This window comes from Mangrovicella endophytica (assembly GCF_002893625.1).
Taxonomy (GTDB): Bacteria; Pseudomonadota; Alphaproteobacteria; order Rhizobiales; family Rhizobiaceae; genus Mangrovicella; species Mangrovicella endophytica.
The window spans coordinates 20178-38585 of the sequence record NZ_PKMZ01000005.1 but is presented as its reverse complement, the minus strand read 5'-3'; the positions used below and the strand labels follow the sequence as shown (position 1 = coordinate 38585).

The following is an 18408-nucleotide window of genomic DNA, read 5'->3' as shown; positions in this document are numbered from 1 at the left end:
CCCTGCTCATGGCAAAGCGAGCGGAGCGGCGTCGCCTCCCGTCCACTCGCGGCCGGATCATGATGAATCGCCGGCGTCTCGCCAAGGGGCGGCGAATCGCCGGTCGGTTCCTCTCCGTCAGCTCTTTTCGGGCACTGGCTGCAAAAAGGCAAAGTCGCAGCCTTCGTCGGCCTGCAGCACCGCCTCGGCATAGACCTTGTCATAGCCGCGCCGCTCGGCGACGGGCTTCACTTCGGGACGCCAGGCCTGTCGCCGGCGCTCCAGTTCCTCGTTCGAAACGAGGAGCTCGATCGTTTTTGCCTTGACGGACAGGCGGATGCGGTCGCCGTTGCGCACCAGTGCCAGCGGACCACCGACCGCCGATTCCGGCGCGATGTGGAGGACGATCGTGCCGAAGGCCGTGCCGGACATGCGCGCATCGGAGATGCGGATCATGTCCTTGACGCCCTTGGTCGACAGCTTCTTCGGGATCGGCAGGTAGCCGGCCTCCGGCATGCCGGAGTCGCTCTTCGGTCCGGCATTCTGCAAGACCAGGATGTCGTCGGCCTCGACGTCGAGGTCGGGATCGTCGATCCGCGCCGCGAGATCCGCGAGCGAGGAGAAGACCACCGCCCGTCCCTCGGTCTCGAAGAGATTCTTGTCGGCCGCGGAGCGCTTAAGGATGGCGCCGCGCGGCGCCAGGTTGCCGAACAGCGCCACCAGTCCGCCCTCCGGCTCCAGCGGCGTTCCGGCCGAGGCGATCACCGTGCGGTCTACCCAAGCGGCCTCGTCCGCCTCCAGCCGCTCGCCGAGCGTCTGGCCGGTCACCGTCATGCAGTCGAGATGGAGGAGCGGCTTCAGCTCGCGCAACACGGCACCGACGCCGCCGGCGAAGAAGAAGTCCTCCATGTAATGCGCGCCGACGGGCTTCAGGTTCACCAGGACCGGCGTCTCGTCCGACAGCCTGTTCAGTCGCTCCAGCGACAACGGCACGCCGACGCGGCCGGCAATCGCGGCAAGATGAATGACGGCGTTGGTGGAGCCGCCGAGGGCCAGAAGGATGCGCACGGCATTCTCCACGGCCTTCTCCGTGATGATCTCGCTCGGCCGGATCGGCTTGTGGATCATCGCCGCGGCGGCGAGGCCCGTCGCTTCGGCGGCACGCAGCCGATCGGCATGGACGGCCGGGATTGCCGCGGTTCCCGGCAGCGACATGCCAAGCGTCTCGGCGATGCAGGCCATGGTCGAGGCCGTGCCCATCACCGCGCAGGTGCCGGAGGTCGTGGCGAGCCGCCCCTCGATGTCTTCGATGGTTTCCCGCTGGATCTCGCCGGCGCGGTACTTGCCCCAGAAGCGCCGGCAGTCGGTGCAGGCGCCAAGCCGCTCCGTGCCGTAGCGCGAGGTCATCATCGGCCCGGCAACGATCTGGATCGCAGGGATATCGGCGGAGGCCGCGCCCATCAGCTGGGCCGGCACGGTCTTGTCGCAGCCGCCCATCAGCACCACCGCGTCCATCGGCTGGGCGCGGATCATCTCCTCCGTGTCCATCGACATGAGGTTGCGGAACTTCAGGCTGGTGGGGCTGAGGAAGACCTCGCCGAGCGAGATCGTCGGAAACTCCAACGGCAGGCCGCCGCCGAGAAGGACCCCACGCTTCACCGCCTCCACCATCTCGGGAAAATGGCGGTGGCAGTTATTGAAGCCCGAATAGGTATTGGCGATGCCGACAATCGGCTTCTTCAGGACGTCCCGGCTGTAGCCCATCGATGCCGCGAAGGAATTGCGGAGATAGATGGAGAAATCGCGATCGCCGTAGTTGGTCAGTCCCCTCGCGAGGCCGTGCGGCTCGTCGGCTGCCATGATCAGTTCACCTGCGCCTGTAGCTTCATCTTGACGTATTTGGTTTCGAGATAGTCGTCGAGGCCGACCGAGCCGCCCTCGCGACCCATGCCGCTTTCCTTGATGCCGCCGAACGGCGCTTCCGCCGTCGCCAGCAGCATCTCGTTGACGCCGACCATCCCGACTTCGAGGTCCTCGTAGGCCCGCGTCGCCAGGCTGAGATCGTTTGCAAAGATGTAGCCGGCGAGGCCAAAGGGCAGCGCGTTCGCTCGCTCCATCACCTCGTCATAGCGGCTGAAGGAGGTCAGCGGCGCGACCGGGCCGAACGGCTCCTCCACCATGATGCGGGCATCGTCCGGCACGTTGCCGAGCACGGTCGGCTCGTAGAAGAAGCCGCGATTTCTTCCCGTCGGCACGCGGCCGCCCGTCAATACGGTGGCACCGCGGCCCTTGGCGTCATCGACCAGCTCCTGGATGAATTCGAGGCCGCGCCGATTGGCCATCGGTCCCATCTGGACGCCGTCGTCTAGGCCGCGGCCGACCTTCAGCGCACGCGCAACCTCGGCGAAGCGTGTGGCGAAAGCCTGATACTTCGATTCATGCACATAGAAGCGCGTCGGCGAGATGCAGACTTGGCCGCAGTTGCGGAACTTGGCCGCCGCGCAGGCTTCCGCGACCTTTTCCGCATCGACGTCGCCGAAGACCAGCACCGGCCCATGGCCGCCGAGTTCCATCGAGACCTTCTTCACCCCGTCGGCGGCCAGATGCAGGATCTGCTTGCCCACTGGCACCGATCCGGTGACCGACACCTTGCGCACGATCGGCGAGGCGATCAGGCGCCTGGCAATGGCAGCGGAATCACCGGTGAGGTAGTTGACGACACCGCTTGGGATGCCGGCATCGTGACAAGCTTGGACCAGCGCGGCGCAGGAGCCCGGCGCCTCCCCCGCCGGCTTGATGATGATGGCGCAGCCGGCGCCGAGCGCAGCGGCGATTTTGCGCGCGGGCAGCAGCGCCGGGAAGTTCCAGGCGGAGAAGGCGGCAACGACGCCGACGGGCTGGCGGATCACCGCCATCCGGCTATCACTGGCGCGCCCCTCGATGATCTGGCCGTAGATCCGCTTGGTTTCCTCCGAATACCATTCGAACTGGTCGGCCGCGGCGAGCGTCTCCCCCCGCGCTTCGGGCAGCGGCTTGCCGGTTTCCAGCGACATGACGGTCGCGATCGTCTCGACCCGTTCGCGGATGAGGTCGGCAGCGCGGCGGATCAGCTTGGCGCGCTCCCAGGTGCCGGTGCGGCGCCAGATCTGAAATCCGCGCTCGGCCGCGCTCAAGGCGGCGTCGATATCGGCTTCCGTCGCCGCGGCGATGGTGCCGATCGCGTCTTCCGTTGCCGGGTCGAGGACCGTCCGCGTGGCCTTGTTCGCGGCAGCGCGCCAGGCGCCGTCGATGAAGAGATCGAGGTCGTGATACATCTTGGATCGCCTCAGATGCTTTGTTCGAGGTAGCGGGCCTGGACGTCGTCCACCCAGTTCCCGACGTTCCACGAGCCGTAGGCGCCCATCTCGGAGATGGTCTCTCGGCCGGAATAAACGGGGATGTGCACGAGCGAGAGGCCTTTGTAGGCATGCGCCTCGGCGAGCGCGCGTTCGAGCTCCCCGGTGCTGGTCCCGCCCCAGATCGCCTTGACCCCGGCGACCGCGCCGGCCAGCGCGACATAGTCGACGGCAACGGAATCACTGGTGGCGAATTCGACGCCGTATTGCGCGTATTGCAGCCCGGTGATCGCCGCCATGCGGCGGTTGTCGAACAGCGCGATCGTGGCGTGGACGCCATGTTCGACGGCGTCGATCAGCACCTGCGGGTTCATCATGAAGGAGCCGTCGCCGGTGAAAGCGATGGCGAAGCGCGGGCTGTCCGCCGCCGCGGCACCGACGAGGGCCGAGACGGCAAAGCCCATATAGGAGGCGCCGGTCTCGGTGATCGTCTCGCCGGGCGCCTCGTCCTCGACGAGCTGGAAGCCGTTGGCCTGGACGTCGCCGGCGTCGAAGAACTTCGTCGCACCGACGCTCTTGGCGAAAGCGGCGACCGTGTGGATGGCGGCGGGCTGCGTCAGCACCGGCCGCTTCCACACCGGGTCGTGCAGCGGCGCGGCGCCGATGCGCGACGCCTTGAATGCGGTCCACTTGGCCTTGTGCTCGGCGCAGTCGGAAAGCCAGGCTTGCCGGTCGCTGACGATATCGCCTGCCCCATTGAGCCGGCCCAGCAGCCGCTCGATCACCGCCGAAATGTCGCCCGGCAGCGCCACCGTGTTGGCGTAGTGCGCGACGTCTGCAAGATCGCCGTTGATGTTGATGACGGCCCTGGCATTCGGATAGCCGACGCCCGAGCAGTCCGCCTGGCAGACGCCGCGCGAGCCGATGAAGACGACGAGTTCGGCCTTCTCCATAGCGTGGTTGCCGCTGATCGAGCCTTTCGATCCCCCGACATGCATGTTCTGCGGATGTCGGTCGGGCAGGACGCCGGTCGAGCCGGGCGACAGGACCACGGCCGCGCCGATCATCTCGGCGAGCCGGCGCACGGCCTGCGCATGACCCCGCGTGCCGCCGCCCGCCTTGATCACGATCTTCCCGTGTTGGCGGATCAGCGCCAGCGCTTCGTCGTAGGCCGCATCCTCGGCGGGCGCCAAGCGCGGCACCGCCAATCGGCCTGGCAGCGTCGCGACGTTCACCTGGGTGACCGCCGGCTGCGTGTTGATCGGCAAGAGGATGAAGAAGGGCCCGGCCTTGTACGGGTGGTGGACGCAGGCCGTGCCGCGGCGCATGCATTCGCGCAGGGCTTCGGGTGTGTGCAGCGTATAGGATTGCCCGAGCGTTGCCGCCAGCTGCCCGTAGAGTCCCTGACCCGGCTTCGGGATCTGCTGCATGTTGTAGCCTTCGCCGCGCGTCGTCTCGTCGCCATAGATGTGATAGACGCCGACGCCGTTGGACGCGGCCGCGAGCGAGCCGGCCATCGCCTGCAGACCGCCGGGGCCGATCGAGGTCACCACCGCCGGCGTCTCGCCATAGGCCCAGGCGAAGGCGGTCGCGGCATGCGCCATCTCCACCTCGTTGCGGCAGTTCACCACCCGCACAGCACCCTCCTCGCTGTAGATGCGCAGGATGTTGCCGAGATCGGTGGAGCCGTGTCCGAAGATGGCGAAGTAGCGGGACACGCCTTGTTTCAGGAGGCCGATGACGAGCGCCTCCGAAAGCGTGACGGTGAGAACCGTCCCGTCCGCCGCCCCGGACAGCGCACGCTGCACGTCTCTGCCTGCGCCAGCCAGAAGACGGGCCCGGTCGCGGATCTCGGCATCCGGATCGCGGTGTTTGGGATTGTCGAGCATGGCTTTCTCTCGTTTCGTCAGGCCGACGGATGATGACGAGCCGGGCACAAGGCAGTCCGTGTTCCAGACAGCGCCCGCCGTTGATGGGCTGGCCGAGCCAAGTGTTCGGCGGCAGATCGCAGGCACAAGCCCGGCAGGCCAGCCGAGCATGCGGCAGGTTCAGGCCGGGCGCGCTTCCCCCGCCGATCGGCTCCGGATGGAGCCGACAACGTGGAAGGCGACAATCAACAGGGCAAAGCCGAAGAAGACCAAAGCCGTCGGCGACTGTGAGAAGATCGACAGACTGCCTTCCGACATGATCATCGCGGTGCGGAACTCACGCTCCATCGTCGGCCCCAGCACCAGTCCAAGCAGGATCGGCGTCAACGGTATCCGGCATTTCTGCAGGACGTAGCCGAAGAAGCCGATGACGATCATCGCGCCGACGTCGAAGAAGGAATTGCGGATCGAGAAGGACCCGACAACGCACATGACGCTGATGATGAGGGCAAGGATCTGGTGCGGCACGCGCAGCGCCTGCACGAAGAGTCTCACACCCAGCAACTGCAGAATGGTGACGAGGACGTAGGAGAGTGCGAACAGGAAGTAGACGGTGTAGATGACGTCCGGCCTCTCGGTGAAGAGCAGCGGGCCAGGCTGGATGCCATGGATCAGGAAGCCGCCGAGGATGATCGCGGTGGCCGGGTCACCCGGAATGCCGAGACCGAGCATCGGGATCATGGCGCCGCCGGTGACCGCGTTGTTGGCGGTCTCGGGAGCGATCACGCCGCCCATGTCGCCCTTGCCCCACGTCTCGGGGTGTTTCGCCAGGCGCTTCTCCTGCGAGTAGGCAAGGAAGGCAGCGATGGGCCCGCCGGTGCCCGGGATGGCGCCGACTATCGTTCCCAGCAGACTGGAGCGTAGGATGTTCCAGCGATAGCTGAACAGGAAGCGGAGCGTCGGCAGTTGTACCTTGATCGAGCTCGTATCGATCTTCATCTGATGCCCCGCCCGGTGACCGGCCAGCGTCTCCACGACCTGGGGGATGGCGAAGAGGCCGATCATCGCGACGAGGAGATCGATGCCCTGCAGAAGCTGCACCGAACCGAACGTCATGCGAGGTACGCCGTCGATCGGATCCTGACCGATGGTCATCGCCATAAGGCCGAGCGCGCCGCCGATCATCCCGCGGACCATGGAGCGTTCCGCAAGTCCGCAGATCGTCGACATGCCGAAGATCACAAGAGCGAAGATCTCGGCCGGTCCGAAGCTCAGGGCTACCTGGGCCAGCAAGTTCACGGCGAACAGCATGATGACGAGGCTGAACAGGCCTCCAAGCGTGGAAACGATGGTGGCCGTCGCGATCGTCAGGCTGGCTTTCCCGGCACGCGTGAGCGCATGGCCGTCGGCTACAGATGCAGCCGAGGATGGCGTCCCCGGCACTCCGATCAGAATGGCCGCGACGGTCCCGCCACTGGCGCCCCCGATATAGGTCGATAGGAGCATGGCGATCGCCGCCGTCGGCTGAAGCGCGAAGGTGATCGGCAGCACCAGGGCAAGCGCCATGGTGAAGGTCAGGCCGGGAATTGCTCCAAAGACGAGACCGAAGGCTGAGCCGAACAGCGCCGCGATCAGGACGTCGACGGACGTTCCGGCCGACAATGCGGTGAGGACTGGTTCCATTTTACACCCCCAGACCCAGCATGCCAGTCGGCAGATAGACGCCCAGAAGGTGGCCCATCAGGTACCAGACCCCAACGCCGAGCCCGAGAGCGACTGCTCCGGTCGTGACCAGAGAGCGGCTGCCGAGAACGAAGTAGTTGAAGGTGGCTACAAGCAACACCGTCGCCAGCATGAAGCCGAGTACCTGCATCGCCACGAAATAGATGATGAGGAAGCCGAAGGTCGCCGCTGCTCCCCACATCTCGTCGCGTGTCGAGACCTTTGCAGGTTCGTCGACGGCATCGCTCGGTGCCGGCGGCGGCAGCGTGTCTCGCCGGCGAAATGTGCCCGCAATCAGGACCACCGCGAGAATGGCCAGTAGGATGCCAAGCCCCGTCGGGAAGGTTCTAGGCCCGAAGGCTGACCCCGAATAGCCGCTCGGAATGACATACTCGCTGCCGATGATCCATGCGATCGCCACCAGCAGTATCACCAGGCCGGTCCACCGATCGCGAAGTGCGGGCGTAGTCATCGATCTGCCCTCATTGGTTTTTCAGACCGAGCTGATCCATGAGCGACGCGATGGTGCTGTCGTCGGACTCAATCTGCTGACCGAACTCCGATGCCGGAAGAAAGGCAGGCGTGAAACCGAGATTGTGGGCGGCTTTCTTGAACTCCTCGGAGTCCGTTGCGGCTTTTGCAGCGGCCTCGAGCTTGGCGATCACCTCCGGCGGCGTGTTGGCGGGAGCGGCAAGGCCGCGCCACATGGTTACGTCAAGCCCTTCAGCCCCGGCCTCGGCGCAGGTCGGCGTGTCGATAGGACCCGCGGTCTTCTTCGCACCCGTTTGACAGAGCACCTTCAGCGCTCCGCTCTGGACGTGCGGCACAAACTGGCTCGGCCACTGTGCGGCGACGTCGATGCGTCCGGCCAGCAACTCCGCCGGTGCACGACCCTCGCCGTAGGGGATATAGACCACCTTCATCCCGAGCTTGTCGAACAGGGCGGCCGCCGTCAGGTGGGTAAAGGAACCGAGCCCGGAGATGCCGACCTTCAGAGGCCGGCCGGTGGCCTTCACCTTTTCCACCATGTCCTGCAGCGAGTCCCACCCCGACTGCGAGCGGACCGCAACCACCGGAACTTCCATGCCGATGCGCGCGATCGGCTGGAAGGCATCGTAGCCGAAAGGCAGATTGCCCTGATAATGGACGGTGGAGATCGAATTCGAATTCCAGACGATGTTGTAGCCGTCCGGCGCCGTATCCTTGACGTAGCTGTAGCCGATCGCGCCGCCGCCGCCGGGACGGCTGACCGCTACCACCGGCGAGCCGAGCTGCTTCGACATCTGGTCGGCAAGAACCTGCCCGATCGTCTGGGCGCTGCCGCCGAACAGTACGGTCATTTCAATCGGCTTTTCCGGGAACTCGGCCCGAGCCGGCGTATGGCCGCTCACCGCGAGCGCGGAAGCAGCAAGCATGACTGTCTTGATGGAAGCGACACGCATTGTTTTCCTCCCCAATTGACGTGCGTCCACGTCGAGCTTCGTCTCGTCCTTCTCTGTCCATCAATCGACGGGCTGCGCCTCCCAACGCAGCACCGCCGACGGAGCGCTATTCGGCCGCCAGGGCCGGTTCGGCGGCGCGCTCGGCCGCTGTCTTGGCTGCGAGCGCCGCGAGAACCTTCTCGGGCGTTGCCGGCAGCGAGGTGATGCGCACGCCGACGGCGTCGTAGATCGCGTTCATGATGGCAGGCGCGGTCGGCACCAGCGCCGGCTCGCCAATACCCTTGGCGCCAAGCGGGCTGCGGGGATCGGGATCCTCGACCAGCCGCGTGTTGATCTGCGGAATGTCGAGCGCCGTCGGCAGGATGTATTTGGCAAAGCCGTGTGTGGAGGTGTGACCCTCCTTCAGCTGATAGTCTTCCATCAGCGCCTGGCCGAGGCCCTGGACGATGCCGCCCTCGATCTGGCCCTCGACGCCGCGCGGATTGATGGCGCGGCCGACGTCGTGCACGGCCCACATGCCGAGCACCTGCACCTCGCCGGTCAGAGTATCGACCTCGACCTCGGCGACCTGGCAGCCAAACACATAGGCCTGCCACGGCGCGCCCGAGCCGTCGACCGGGTCTAGGCCGGTGCCGTGGGCGGTAAAGGAGCCGGAGCCGACAGGCACGACGCCGCGCCGCTTGCAGATAGCCACGGCCTCCTCCATCGGCATGCGCTTGTTGGTGCCCTCGGCCCAGATCTCGCCGTTGAAGGCCTTGAGGCTGGACGCCTCAACACCCCAGTGGCTGGCGATCTCGCCGTCGAGCTTCACGCGGGCATCGCGGCAGGCGATCGCGACGCTATTGCCGATCATGTAGGTCTGGCGCGTCGCCCCGGCATGCGCCGCTTCGGGCGAGCGTGCCGTGTCGTTGTCGCCGATGGTGACGTCCTCAGGTCGGACGCCGAGTTCTTCGGCGGCGATCTGCGCCAGGACGGTCAGGATACCCTCGCCGATCTCGGTAACGCCGGTGACGATCTTCGCCGTGCCGCCGTCATCGAGTTCGGCCCAGGCGCCGGCCCGGTCGATCGTTGCGGTGCGGGCGATGCCGTACCAGGAAGCGGCGACGCCGCGCCCTCTTGCCAGCCGGCCCATCACGCCACCTCCTTCGACTTGTTCTCGACGATCTCGCGGAAGCGGGCGCCGAGCGTGCAGGCATCGCGCACGTCGGGTCCGCCGAGATCGTTGCGGGTCGCGCCGCGGCTGGTCGGCGCGCCGCGCTCCCAGCGCGAGAAGCTCTCGGCAACGTCGAGCACCTGCCCGATCGAGACGTTCTCGAGCCGCTGCCGGGTGTGCGTCAGCGAACCCGGCACCATCATGTTGCGCCGGCGGATCTCGAACGGGTCGAGCCCGAGCTTCTCGGCGCAGATGTCGAGATGGCTTTCAGTGGCGAACTGCGCCTGCATGCCGCCAAAGGTGCGGAAGGCGCCCGACGGCGTGTTGTTGGTGTAGACGCCGATCGTGTCGATCGTGCAGTTCTCGATGTCGTAGGGTCCAAGCGACAGGATGGCGGCCTTGCGCATCACCCCCTCCGTCGACATGCCGTAGGCGCCGCCGTCGGCGAGCATCCGGAACGTGACCGCGGTGATCCGGCCATCCTTGGTCAGGCCCATCTTGTAGGTGACGATGGAAGGATGCCGCTTGGCCGTGGTCGCGATCGACTCCTCGCGCGAATAGATCAGCCGCACCGGCCGCCCGCTCTTCATCGCAGCGAGCGCCAGCATGCCCTGGTAGATCATGTCCTCCTTGCCGCCGAAGCCGCCGCCGACGGGGCTCATGATGAAGCGCACCTTGTTGATCGGCTTGGCGATGATCTCCGCCAGCATGTGCCTGTGATGCGTGATGTTCTGGCTCGGTGAGATCACCGTCACGACCCCGTCGTGGTCGACATAGGCGAGCCCAGCTTCCGGCTCGAGATAGGCGTGCTCGACCTGCTGGGTGGTGTAGGTGTTCTCGACGATGAGGTCGGCTTCGGCAAAGCCCTTGGCGACATCGCCTTTGCGCACCGGGATGTGCTTGACGATGTTGTCCGGCGCATAGTCGTGGATTACTGGCGCGCCCGGCTCCAGCGCCTTTTCCGCATCAAACAGGCCCGGCAGCGGCTCGTAGGCGACGTCGATCAGCGACAGTGCCTGGCGGGCGATCTCCACCGTTTCGGCCGCGACGGCCGCGACGGCCTCGCCGACATAGCGCACCTTCTCGCGCGCCATCACCGGCTGGTCGTGGACGAAGACGCCGAAACCGTCGATGCCGGGCACGTCCGCGGCGGTGACGACGCAGGCGACCCCCTCCAGTGCCTCGGCTCGCGAGGTGTCGATGGACACAATGCGGGCATGCGCATGCGGGCTGCGCAGCACCTGCATGTGAACCATGTCCGGCATGATCATGTCGCCGGCATATTTGAGTTGGCCGGAGACCTTGGATGGCGCGTCGAGACGCCGGACATTGTTGCCGATGAAGCTGTTGCCGGCACTCTCGGCATCGAGCGCCGTCGCCGGGATCTGGCCGTTCAGGATATCGCGGGCAAGCTCGACCGCCTCGAAAATCTTGGTGTAGCCGGTGCAGCGGCAGATATTGCCGCCGAGCCGCTCCTTGATCTCCTCGATATCGGCGAAGGGGTTGGCGCGCAGGGCTGAGGTTGCCGCCATCACCATGCCGGGAATGCAGTAGCCGCACTGGCTCGCGCCGGTCTTGTGGAAGGCCCGCTGCAGCACGGTCAGTTCGCCGCGCGGGGCCAGCCCCTCGACAGTCTGGATCTCGGCGCCCTCCGCCTTGGCGGTCGGCATCAGGCAGGACTTCACCAGCTTGCCGTCGACGAAGACCGAGCAGGTGCCGCATTCGCCGGCACCGCAGCCTTCCTTGGCGCCGGTCAGATGCAGCTCCTCGCGCAGGAAGTCGAGGAGCCGGTAATTGCCGTCCATAGGCCGGGAAATCTTGCGGCCGTTGACGGTCATGCTGAGCTTGCGGTCAGACACGTTGTCAGACATGGGCTTCCTCCCTGTCGGCATCGGTCGGCATCGGCGCGCCGCAGGCGACGAGTGCATCCTCGATCGCCGCCGCCACGAAGCCCGAGACGACGCGCTTGCGGTATTCCACCATGGAGCGAGAGGCGACGCGGTCCGCCGGGATTGCGCCGGCCTCGGCGACGAGCCGCCGCGTGATTGGCTGCCCGTTCAGCATCGCCTCGATATCGGTGAGACGCACCGGCACCGGGCCGACGCCGCCGATCGCGAGCCGCACGTCCTCAAAGCGCGTGCCGCTCGGGTCGGTCTTCACCAGCGCCGCGGCCGACACCTTGGAGATCACCAGCGACCGGCGCTGCCCGACCTTCTGGAACGAGCCGCCATAGCCGCGCATCGATTCCACCGTCACGGCGGTGATCAGCTCGCCCGGCGCCAGGGCCGACTTGCCCGGCCCCTGGATGAAATCGTCGAGCCGCAGGCTGCGCCGTGCGACCTCCCTACCCTCCAACCGGGCCAGTTCGACCATGCCGTTCATTGCGAGCAGCGGCGGCACGCCGTCGGCGGCCGGCGAGGCATTGGCGATGTTGCCGGCAAGCGTCGCCTGCTCGCGGACCTGATCATCGGCGAACCAGATCGCGCAATGCGGCATGCAGGGAAGATGCTCGCGCAGCGTCGCATCCTCCAGGAAGTCCTGGAAGACGAGGCTGGCATTGAGCCGCACCGTGCCCGGTCCAACCTGGTGACCCTTGAACTCGGCGACCCGGCTGAGATCCACCACGACCGGAAGATGGACGTCGCCGCCCCGCCCTTCCCGCGCATAGGGCACGATGTCGGTCGCGCCGGCGAGCACGCGGCCGCCCGGCGGCAGCGTCGCCACCGCCTCGAGGGCCTCCTTGAGCGTGCCTGGCAGGAGATAGGTGCCGTAGCTCAGCATGGTGACCGCTCCGCCCTTACTCGGCGGCCAGCGCCTGCGCCTGCGCAGGCCGGTTGCGCACCACCACCTTGATGGCATCCTCGACGCGGTCGCGCGCATAGCGCAGCGCTTCGGGCAGATCCTCCATCTGGAAGGTGTGGGTGTGGATCATCGTGGCGTCGAAGCGCTTCTGGCGCATGAAGGCCTCGGCGCGGTGCGTCGCCGACTTGCCCTCGCCGCGGATGCCGTAGACATAGATGTTGTTGCGCACGAGATAGGCGACGTCGATCGGCACCTGCTCGCCCGGGAAGGCCGCAAGGCAGATGCGCCCGCCCCGGTTCAGCATCTTGGCCGCCTCGTTGACGGCGTTCGGCGCGCCGGAGCATTCGACCACGTAGTCGACGCCCTTGCCACCGGTGATCTCGCGAACGGTCTCCACCGGATCGGCGTTGCGCACGTTGATGACGTGGTCGGCACCGAGCCGCCGGCCCATCTCCAGGCGGTTGTCACGCGTACCAGTGAGGATCACCGGCTGGGCACCAAGCGCCTTGGCGACCGCGACACCGAGAAGGCCGATCGGCCCCGGGCCGCTGACGACGACGCTCTCGCCGGCAACGAGCCCGCCGAGCTCGGTGAGGCCGTACATGGCGGTACCGGCGGTCACCACCAGCGTCGCCTCCTCATCGCTCATGGAATCGGCGACATGGACCAGCGTGTTGATGTTATTGACCTGGTATTCGCAGAAGCCGCCATCGGTGGTGAAGCCGTTGGCCCGGTGGCCCTTGTCGACGTCGCCGTAGTTCTTCCCGTAGTTGTGGCAGGACGTATACATGCCCTGCCGGCAGCGCTTGCACTGGCCGCAGCCGGCGTGAATCTCGACGGTGACGCGCTCGCCGATCTTGTACTCGTCGACGCCCTGCCCGAGCGCGACGACGGTGCCCATATATTCGTGGCCCGGCGTGAAGTTCTTGTTGAACGGCAGGCCGCCATGAATCTGCGCCGGTGGGCCATGCTTGATGATCTCGAGATCCGTCGCGCAGATCGCCACGGCGTCGATGCGCACCAGCACCTCGGCCTTCTTCGGCACCGGCACCGGCTTGTCGATCAGCGTCAGCTCACCTGGATCGCCGAGCACCCAGGCCTTCATCGTGTCGGGGATCGGGTACTGCGGATCGGTCTTGACGCTTTCGGGCATGGCCATCGGATGTTTCCTCGACGTTATCGTTGTTGGCAGCGGGCGGCTCAGGAGCGGCCGACACGCAGGCGGTAGGACAGCGTTCGGGCGCAGCCGGTGACCGCACGGGCGACATGCTGCCGGTATTCGACGCTCGCCCGGCTTTTCGGCACCGAAACGCTGATCGAGGCGATCACCGCACCGGTACCGTCGCGCAGCGCCGCGCCGATGCAGATCACCTCATTCTCCAGTTCCTCCTCGTCGACGGCGTAGCCGCGGCGGCGGACGAGGCGCAGATCCTCCATGAGGCTCGACAGCGTCGTGATCGTCTTCTCGGTGAAGGCCGCCAGGCCGTTCTCCGAGACGACACGCGCCATCTCCGTTTCCGGCAGCCAGGCGAGGATCGCCTTGCCGGTTGCGGTGGCGTGGGCCGCCCGCATCTTCTTGATCTCGTCCGCCTCGACATGCGTCGGCATCAGCGAGGCGAAGCGCAGCTGCGTGATCAGCGACGATCCCCGCAGGACCGCCAGTTGCACGCTCTCGCGCAGCGAGGTGTTGAGCGCCTCGAGATCGCCGCGTACGAAGTCGACGAGATCGAAGGCGCGACCAGCGCGCTCGGCAAGCTCCCCGACCTTGCCGCTCATCATGTAGCCCCGGCGCCCGGCATGGATGACGTAGCCGCGGGCGACCAGCGTCGAGACCAGGTGGTGGCACGTCGATGTATTCAGGCCGGCCGCCGCAGCAAGTTCGTTCAGGAGAACCGGCTTGTCCCGCAAGGACAGGATCTCCAGCAGGCTGAGCGCACGGTCGACGGACTGGATCAGCCGGCTGTCGCGGCCGACGAACTCTACGGAATTCTGATCGTCTATTGTGTTTTCGCCGCGAATGACCGCGCCAGCGTCTTGCTTTTTCGACAAGTGCCGTCTCCTCCCAGAGAACATCTGAAGATTAGCGAGCGGCTTGGAATGATGTCAAACTAGAATTGATATGATCGAACGCCGTTTCACGATGTGAGAATAAAGTGTCATCAGCTGCGGAACTTGCAACCCGCTGATATCGGAGCGCCGTCGCTCGCTTCGCAAAGCCGACGCCGTGCGGCGCCTGAACTGCGCAGGGCTGAAGGCAATTCAAGGAATGCGACCATCTGCTACCGAAGGGGTGTGAAAGTCGGCGCTTGCAGTGCAGCAAGGACGGTCCATAATCCCTTGATCGGTCTTCGCCAGGGAATTTCGACCATGACGCATCCGCCCCGTCGCCTCGTTTCAGCAGCACTGCTGTCAGCCGCGCTCCTCCTTTCGGCCGGGTCCGCCGGTGCCGAGGTGGTGCTCCATCGTGGCAATGGCGGCGAACCGCAGACGCTCGACCAGGCCCATACGTCGATCGACGTCGAAGCCAATGTCCTGAAGGACCTCTATGAGGGCCTGACGATCTACGACGCCGCCGGCAAGATCATCCCGGGTGCTGCCGAAAGCTGGACCGTTTCGGACGATGGCACCGTCTACACCTTCAAGATCCGCGATGCCGCCAAGTGGTCGAACGGCGAGCCCGTCACGGCGGAGGACTTCGTCTTCTCCTTCCGGCGCGTCGAGGACCCGAAGGAGGCTGCCGGCTATGCGAACCTCCTCTACCCCCTGAAGAACGCCGAGGCGATCAACACCAAAGGCATGGCCATCGACCAGCTGGGCGCGAAGGCGGTCGACGCCAAGACGCTTGAGCTGACGCTGGAGCGCCCGACGCCGTATCTGTTGGAGCTTCTGGCGCACCAGTCCGCCTTGCCGGTCAACAAGGCGAGCGTCGAGAAGAACGGTGCAGACTTCGTCAAGCCGGGCACGATGATCTCGAACGGCGCCTTCAAGCTGACCGAGAATGTCGCCAACGACCACATCACCGCCGTCAAGAACGAGAACTACTGGGACGCCGCCAGTGTGAAGTTGGACAAGGTGATCTTCTATCCGCTGGAAGATCAGGCCGCCGCGGTGCGCCGCTTCCAGGCGGGCGAGCTCGACGTGAACTACTACTTCCCGACCGACCAGACCGACTATCTGCGCCAGCAGCTGGGCGACCAGGTGCACATGACCCCATCGCTGGCAAGCTACTACTACACCTTCGATACGCGCACCGAGCCGTTCAACGACGTGCGCGTGCGCAAGGCGCTGGCGATGGCGATCGATCGCGACTTCCTGTCCGAGGAGGTGTTCCAGGGTGGCCAGCTGCCGCTCTACAGCGCCGTGCCGCCGGGCATCGCGAGCTACGGCGAGCCGGAGAAGGTCTCCTACGCCGAGACGGACCAGCTCGACCGGGAGGACGAGGCCAAGCGTCTCCTGAAGGAGGCCGGCTATGGCGAGGGCGGCAAGCCGCTGAAGATCGACATCCGCTACAACACGAACGCCAATCACGAGAAGGTCGCCACCGCGGTCGCCGATAACTGGAAAGCGCTCGGCGCCACCGTCACCCTGACCAATCTCGACGTGAAGTCGCATTACGCCTACCTGCAGGAAGGCGGCGCTTACGGTGCCGCGCGCTGCGGCTGGACGGCCGACTACGCCGATGCGGAGAGCTTCCTCGGCCTCAACATCTCGACCAACAAGACCTTCAACTACGCGCACTGGAAGAACGAGAAGTACGACGCGCTGATGGCGCAGTCCTATGCCGAGACCGACCAGGCCAAGCGCGCGGCGCTTCTGCACGAAGCCGAGAAGATTCTGCTTGCGGAGGAGCCGGTTACCAGCCTGATGATCTATGCCTCGCCCTGGCTCGTCTCGAGCAAGGTGAAGGGCTGGCAGGACAACGCGGTCAACGACCACCTCTCGAAGTTCCTCAGCAAGGAATAGGCGGGTCGCCCCGCTCCGGCCACCTGGCCGGGGCGGCGCCGTCGAAAGGTCTGAAACCCTGCTACGCTTTGTTCTCCGCCGCCTCGCCAGCGCATTGCCGACGCTGTTCGCCGTCGTCACCATCTCCTTCTTCCTGATCCGCTTTGCGCCCGGCGGACCGTTCAGCCTCGAACGTCCGCTGCCGCCGCAGATCATGGAAAACATGATCCGTGCCTATCGGCTCGACCTGCCGCTGTGGCGCCAGTATCTCGACTATCTCTGGAACGTCGCGCACGGCGATTTCGGCCCCAGTTACATCTATCGCGACTTCTCCGTCGGCCAGCTGATGATGCAAAGCCTGCCCTATTCGCTGCAGCTCGGCACCTATGCGCTGATCCTCGCCGTTCTCGGTGGCGTCGCCGCCGGCGTCGTGGCGGCGCTCCGCCAGAACGGCATCGTCGATTATCTCGTGATGAGCGTCGCAACAGTCGGCGTCACGGTGCCGAATTTCGTCGTCGGGCCGGTGCTGTCGCTGGTCTTTGCCGTGCTCCTGTCCTGGCTGCCGGCCGGCGGCTGGGGCGACGGCTCCGCCCGTTTCCTGCTGCTACCGACCATCGCCCTGGCGCTGCCGCAGCTCGCCGTCTTTGCCCGCCTGACGCGCGGCTCGATGATCGAGGCGTTGCGGGCCGACCATATCCGCACCGCGCGGGCCTACGGCCTGTCGCGGCGAGCCGTCGTCGTCACCCACGCCATGCGCGGGGCGCTGCTGCCGATCGTTTCTTACCTCGCGCCCTGCGCCGCGGCGCTCCTCACCGGCTCGGTGGTGATCGAGGAGATCTTCGGCATCCCCGGCGTCGGACGTTACTTCGTGCAAGGGGCGCTGAACCGCGACTACACGCTGGTGATGGGCACGGTGGTGCTGATCGCCGTCTTCATCGTCGTCCTCAACCTCGTCGTCGACATCCTCTACGCCCAGCTCGATCCGAGGATCCGGCATGACTGACTTCACCTCGCCGGCGCCAGCGCCGGACCCGGGACCGCTGCCGGGTGACCTGCCCGCCCCGGCGGAGGGCGAGCGCGGCCGCAGCCTCTTCCGCCTGGCCCTGCGGCGGCTCGTCCGCAACCGTGCCGCCATGGCCGGGCTCTTCGTTCTCCTTCTGGTGACGCTCTTCTCCTTTGCCGGGCCGCATCTCGTCGGCCACCGCTACGATCAGATCTTCACCTCCTATGTCGCGGTGCCGCCGAGCCTTGAGCCGCGGCCGAGCGACGAGCACTTGCAGGACGTCATCGAGACGGCGGCCCGGCGCGGCCGCGTCACCGTCGGCGACTTCACCGTCTCCGGCGGCAGCTTCACCGCGACGCTGAATTCCGAGAAGACGATCGATCCCCGCGCGACCCGCTACATCGACCGCACCGACGAGTTCGAGGGAACGACCGTGACGGCCACGGAAGAGGACGGCCGCCGCCTGCGCATCGCCGGCACGGTGGCACGCGAGTACTTCCCCTTCGGTACCGATTCCAGCGGCCGCGACCTCCTCGTCCGCGTCATGATCGGCGGCCAGATCTCGCTCCTCGTCGGCGTGCTTGCGAGCCTCGTCAGCCTTGTCATCGGCGTTACCTACGGCGCGATCTCGGGCTATCTCGGCGGGCGGGTGGACGACGTGATGATGCGCTTCGTCGAGATCCTCTACTCCCTCCCCTTCGTCTTCATGGTGATCATGCTGGTGGTCTTCTTCGGCCGCAGCTTCGTCCTGATCTTCCTCGTCATCGGCGCGACGGAGTGGCTGGACATGGCGCGCATCGTGCGCGGCCAGACGCTGTCGCTGAAGCGGCGCGAATTCGTCGAGGCGGCCGTCGCCATGGGCCTGTCCGACTGGCAGATCATCCGCAGACACATCATCCCCAACACGATCGGCCCCGTCGTCGTCTTCGTCACCATCGTGGTGCCGAAGGTGATGCTCCTCGAAAGCTTCCTGTCCTTCCTCGGCCTCGGCGTGCAGGCGCCGCTGACGAGCTGGGGCGCACTGATCTCCGACGGCACGACGACGATGCAGGCGGCGCCCTGGATGCTGATCTTCCCGTCGCTCTTCTTCGTCGCGACCCTGTTCTCGCTGAACTTCCTCGGCGATGGTCTGCGCGACGCGCTCGATCCGAGGGACCGCTAA

Annotated in this window: 14 protein-coding genes; 3 read left to right on the top strand and 11 right to left on the bottom strand. The window is 66.1% G+C overall.

The annotated features are described in order from the left end of the window. Positions 1-117: 117 nt before the first annotated feature. From C0R46_RS12960 to C0R46_RS12910, 11 genes are all read right to left on the bottom strand, one after another. Entirely contained in the window at positions 118-1839 is a 1722-nt protein-coding gene (locus tag C0R46_RS12960) for a dihydroxy-acid dehydratase (RefSeq protein ID WP_102960075.1), read from the bottom strand. A gap of 2 nt (positions 1840-1841) precedes the next feature. Then, on the bottom strand, positions 1842-3293 hold the full coding sequence (locus C0R46_RS12955; protein WP_102960074.1) for an NAD-dependent succinate-semialdehyde dehydrogenase: 1452 nt from the start codon (positions 3291-3293) through the stop codon (positions 1842-1844). An 11-nt stretch (positions 3294-3304) separates the two neighbouring features. Then, positions 3305-5203: a thiamine pyrophosphate-binding protein gene (locus tag C0R46_RS12950; protein ID WP_102960073.1), complete on the bottom strand. Its 1899-nt coding sequence runs from the start codon at positions 5201-5203 to the stop codon at positions 3305-3307. A 159-nt stretch (positions 5204-5362) separates the two neighbouring features. Continuing rightward, a complete protein-coding gene (locus C0R46_RS12945; protein ID WP_102960072.1) occupies positions 5363-6865 on the bottom strand; it encodes a tripartite tricarboxylate transporter permease in 1503 nt (500 codons plus the stop codon). 1 nt (position 6866) lies between these two features. Continuing rightward, complete coding sequence (locus tag C0R46_RS12940) at positions 6867-7376, bottom strand: tripartite tricarboxylate transporter TctB family protein (protein ID WP_102960071.1); 510 nt, start codon at positions 7374-7376, stop codon at positions 6867-6869. A gap of 10 nt (positions 7377-7386) precedes the next feature. Beyond that, positions 7387-8376: a Bug family tripartite tricarboxylate transporter substrate binding protein gene (locus C0R46_RS12935; protein ID WP_157944642.1), complete on the bottom strand. Its 990-nt coding sequence runs from the start codon at positions 8374-8376 to the stop codon at positions 7387-7389. Between the two features lie 76 nt (positions 8377-8452). Then, on the bottom strand, positions 8453-9478 hold the full coding sequence (locus tag C0R46_RS21295) for a xanthine dehydrogenase family protein molybdopterin-binding subunit (RefSeq protein ID WP_102960069.1): 1026 nt from the start codon (positions 9476-9478) through the stop codon (positions 8453-8455). Further along, positions 9478-11370: a molybdopterin-dependent oxidoreductase gene (locus tag C0R46_RS21290; RefSeq protein WP_102960068.1), complete on the bottom strand. Its 1893-nt coding sequence runs from the start codon at positions 11368-11370 to the stop codon at positions 9478-9480. Before C0R46_RS21290 ends, C0R46_RS21295 begins: the two co-directional genes overlap by 1 nt. Continuing rightward, positions 11363-12280: an FAD binding domain-containing protein gene (locus C0R46_RS12920; protein ID WP_102960067.1), complete on the bottom strand. Its 918-nt coding sequence runs from the start codon at positions 12278-12280 to the stop codon at positions 11363-11365. The genes C0R46_RS21290 and C0R46_RS12920 overlap by 8 nt, the downstream gene beginning before the upstream one ends. Before the next feature lie 16 nt (positions 12281-12296). Next, positions 12297-13460 carry a zinc-dependent alcohol dehydrogenase gene (locus tag C0R46_RS12915; protein ID WP_102960066.1) on the bottom strand — a complete coding sequence of 388 codons (1164 nt, stop codon included), beginning with the start codon at positions 13458-13460 and terminating at the stop codon, positions 12297-12299. Positions 13461-13501: 41 nt separating this feature from the next. After that, positions 13502-14350 carry an IclR family transcriptional regulator gene (locus C0R46_RS12910; protein ID WP_198598327.1) on the bottom strand — a complete coding sequence of 283 codons (849 nt, stop codon included), beginning with the start codon at positions 14348-14350 and terminating at the stop codon, positions 13502-13504. A 318-nt stretch (positions 14351-14668) separates the two neighbouring features. On the opposite strand from C0R46_RS12910, the gene C0R46_RS12905 reads away from it, so the two are divergent. The 3 genes from C0R46_RS12905 to C0R46_RS12895 are packed head-to-tail and all read left to right on the top strand — an operon-like array spanning position 14669 to position 18408. Next, the gene (locus C0R46_RS12905) at positions 14669-16264 is read left to right on the top strand and encodes a peptide ABC transporter substrate-binding protein (protein ID WP_102960064.1); all 1596 of its coding nucleotides are present in this window, start codon (positions 14669-14671) and stop codon (positions 16262-16264) included. Positions 16265-16322: 58 nt separating this feature from the next. Beyond that, positions 16323-17246 (top strand): oligopeptide ABC transporter permease OppB, encoded by a 924-nt coding sequence (gene oppB / locus C0R46_RS12900; RefSeq protein WP_102960063.1) that lies wholly within the window; start codon positions 16323-16325, stop codon positions 17244-17246. Continuing rightward, a complete protein-coding gene (locus C0R46_RS12895; RefSeq protein WP_102960062.1) occupies positions 17239-18408 on the top strand; it encodes an ABC transporter permease in 1170 nt (389 codons plus the stop codon). The genes oppB and C0R46_RS12895 overlap by 8 nt, the downstream gene beginning before the upstream one ends.

Coding starts and splice junctions, on each gene's coding strand:
- C0R46_RS12940 (WP_102960071.1), bottom strand. CDS start 7,376: ATGACTACGCCCGCACTTCGCGATCGGTGGACCGGCCTGGTGATACTG.
- C0R46_RS21295 (WP_102960069.1), bottom strand. CDS start 9,478: ATGGGCCGGCTGGCAAGAGGGCGCGGCGTCGCCGCTTCCTGGTACGGC.
- C0R46_RS12945 (WP_102960072.1), bottom strand. CDS start 6,865: ATGGAACCAGTCCTCACCGCATTGTCGGCCGGAACGTCCGTCGACGTC.
- C0R46_RS12955 (WP_102960074.1), bottom strand. CDS start 3,293: ATGTATCACGACCTCGATCTCTTCATCGACGGCGCCTGGCGCGCTGCC.
- C0R46_RS12915 (WP_102960066.1), bottom strand. CDS start 13,460: ATGGCCATGCCCGAAAGCGTCAAGACCGATCCGCAGTACCCGATCCCC.
- C0R46_RS21290 (WP_102960068.1), bottom strand. CDS start 11,370: ATGTCTGACAACGTGTCTGACCGCAAGCTCAGCATGACCGTCAACGGC.
- C0R46_RS12920 (WP_102960067.1), bottom strand. CDS start 12,280: ATGCTGAGCTACGGCACCTATCTCCTGCCAGGCACGCTCAAGGAGGCC.
- C0R46_RS12895 (WP_102960062.1), top strand. CDS start 17,239: ATGACTGACTTCACCTCGCCGGCGCCAGCGCCGGACCCGGGACCGCTG.
- C0R46_RS12960 (WP_102960075.1), bottom strand. CDS start 1,839: ATGGCAGCCGACGAGCCGCACGGCCTCGCGAGGGGACTGACCAACTAC.
- C0R46_RS12905 (WP_102960064.1), top strand. CDS start 14,669: ATGACGCATCCGCCCCGTCGCCTCGTTTCAGCAGCACTGCTGTCAGCC.
- C0R46_RS12950 (WP_102960073.1), bottom strand. CDS start 5,203: ATGCTCGACAATCCCAAACACCGCGATCCGGATGCCGAGATCCGCGAC.